At 65.1% G+C, this 1766-nt stretch carries 2 protein-coding genes and 2 pseudogenes; all 4 read right to left on the reverse strand.

Annotated features, from left to right (window positions below):
- Positions 1–166: pseudogene (locus Q8K05_RS12315) on the reverse strand (sulfate adenylyltransferase small subunit); the annotation flags it as partial.
- A gap of 3 nt (positions 167–169) precedes the next feature.
- On the reverse strand, positions 170–790 hold the full coding sequence (locus Q8K05_RS12320; RefSeq protein WP_305246887.1) for a phosphoadenosine phosphosulfate reductase family protein: 621 nt from the start codon (positions 788–790) through the stop codon (positions 170–172).
- 5 nt (positions 791–795) lie between these two features.
- Positions 796–1200, reverse strand: a complete 405-nt coding sequence (locus tag Q8K05_RS12325) for a DUF934 domain-containing protein (protein ID WP_305246888.1) — start codon at positions 1198–1200, stop codon at positions 796–798.
- A gap of 10 nt (positions 1201–1210) precedes the next feature.
- Positions 1211–1766 (reverse strand): annotated as a pseudogene (locus Q8K05_RS12330) (nitrite reductase); the annotation flags it as partial.

Raw genomic sequence — 1766 nt, forward strand, 5'->3', positions numbered from 1 at the left:
CCTTGCCGCCCGAAAACAGCAGGGTGGGGCGCTCGAAGGCGGCCGCCACTTCACGCAGGATAAAAATCGTTTCCTCCTCGAGCGCATCGAGGTGGGCGTTGGACAGCCGCGCGATGGAGGTCGCGGGGTCGGCAGGCAGCAGGTTGGAGGGTGTGCGGGCGTTCATAGGTCAGTGTGCGAGGTGCAGACCGCATTCGCGGTTGTCCTCGCCCTTGGTGGGGTCCACATAGTCGAAATTGTTGGGCAGGCCGTGAATCTCACAGTACTGGTAAAGGTCTTTGGACGACCAGTGCAGCAGCGGCGCGACCTTGATCAGCCCGTCCGGATTGACGCTGACCGGGTCCATCTGGGCGCGCACGGCGGTGTCGGTGGCGCGCAGCGCCGTGAACCACACTTTGGGTGCGGTTTCACGCAGCGCGCGGGCAAAGGGCTCGAGTTTCACCTCTTCGGTGAAGGCCGCATGGCGGGGGTCGTCCAGCGCCGGGGTCGGACCGACCACCGCCTCGCGGTGCGCACGCGAGCGGCGCGGCAGGTAGATGTGCAGGTTCAGCTTGAGAAGCTTGGTTACTTCATCGGCAAAGCGGTAAGTGGCGTCGGTGTTGTAGCCATTGTCCATCCAGACCACGGGAACCTGGGGATTGGCGCGCGTCACCATGTGCAGGATGACCGCCTCGAAGGGGCGGAAATTGGTGGTGACGATGGCGGGCTTGTCCAGTCCGACGGCCCAGTCCACCAGGCCCTGCGCGTTGTGGCCGAGTTCTGCATTGATGCTGGAAAGATCGAGGCTCATGGTGTTCAGGCCGCAGCCCCTTCTCTGGATTGCTTGAAATGGGGTGACACGTCGACGGCATCGCCCTGGTAGGTGCCGACGCCGTAACCCGGGTAGGACGCCAGCACGCGCTGGGCGGTCGCCATGTCCTGGTCGGCGCGCAGCACGGCCACGTCGAAACCGCTGCGTTTCATTTGCGCCAGCTGGTCCACCAGCACGTCACCGGTGGCGCGGATCTCGCCGTTGAAGCCGCGCCGCCGGCGCAGCAAAAAGGCCTGACTGAAGGCGCGGCCGTCGGTGAACTTGGGGAAATGCAGGTCGATGCGGGTTACGTCGTCCAGAGCAGGCGACAGCGGATCGGCGTCGTTCGGCAGCACGAGGGTGCTGCTGTCTTCAGCGGCAACGTGGTCGGCGAATGGCAAAAGTTTCATGCAGCTCTCCTCAGGCAGCAGCGGTGGCTGCGGCAAAACGTGCGCCATTGGCAGCGCTCTTGAACGGGTCGATGCCGACGCGGCGCAGGGTGGAGACAAAGGTCTCACCGGCCTCGCGCTGCCGGCGGTAGGTGTCGAGTACAGCTTCGATCACTTCAGGCACTTCAGCGGCAGAGAAAGAAGGGCCGACCACCTTGCCGGGCACAGGCGCGCCGCTCAGGGTCGAGCCATCGGAGCCACCCAGCGTGACCTGGTACCACTCCTTGCCGTCCTTGTCCACGCCCAGGATGCCAATGTGGCCGCTGTGGTGATGGCCGCAGGAGTTGATGCAGCCGCTGATGTGCAGGTCGATCTCGCCCAGGTCGTGCAACTCGTCCATGTCCTGGTAACGCTCGGTGATGGCTTCAGCGATCGGGATGGAGCGCGCATTGGCCAGCGAGCAGAAGTCGCCGCCGGGGCAGGCGATCATGTCGGTCAGCAGGCGGATGTTGGGGCGAGCAAAACCCGACTTGCGCGCGGCGCGCCACAGCTCGGGCAACACGTCGCAGCGCACCCAGGGCAGCAGC

Origin of the sequence: Polaromonas sp., assembly GCF_030682935.1 — a bacterium.
Taxonomy (GTDB): domain Bacteria; phylum Pseudomonadota; class Gammaproteobacteria; order Burkholderiales; family Burkholderiaceae_C; genus Polaromonas.

Coding starts and splice junctions, on each gene's coding strand:
- Q8K05_RS12320 (WP_305246887.1), bottom strand. CDS start 790: ATGAGCCTCGATCTTTCCAGCATCAATGCAGAACTCGGCCACAACGCG.
- Q8K05_RS12325 (WP_305246888.1), bottom strand. CDS start 1,200: ATGAAACTTTTGCCATTCGCCGACCACGTTGCCGCTGAAGACAGCAGC.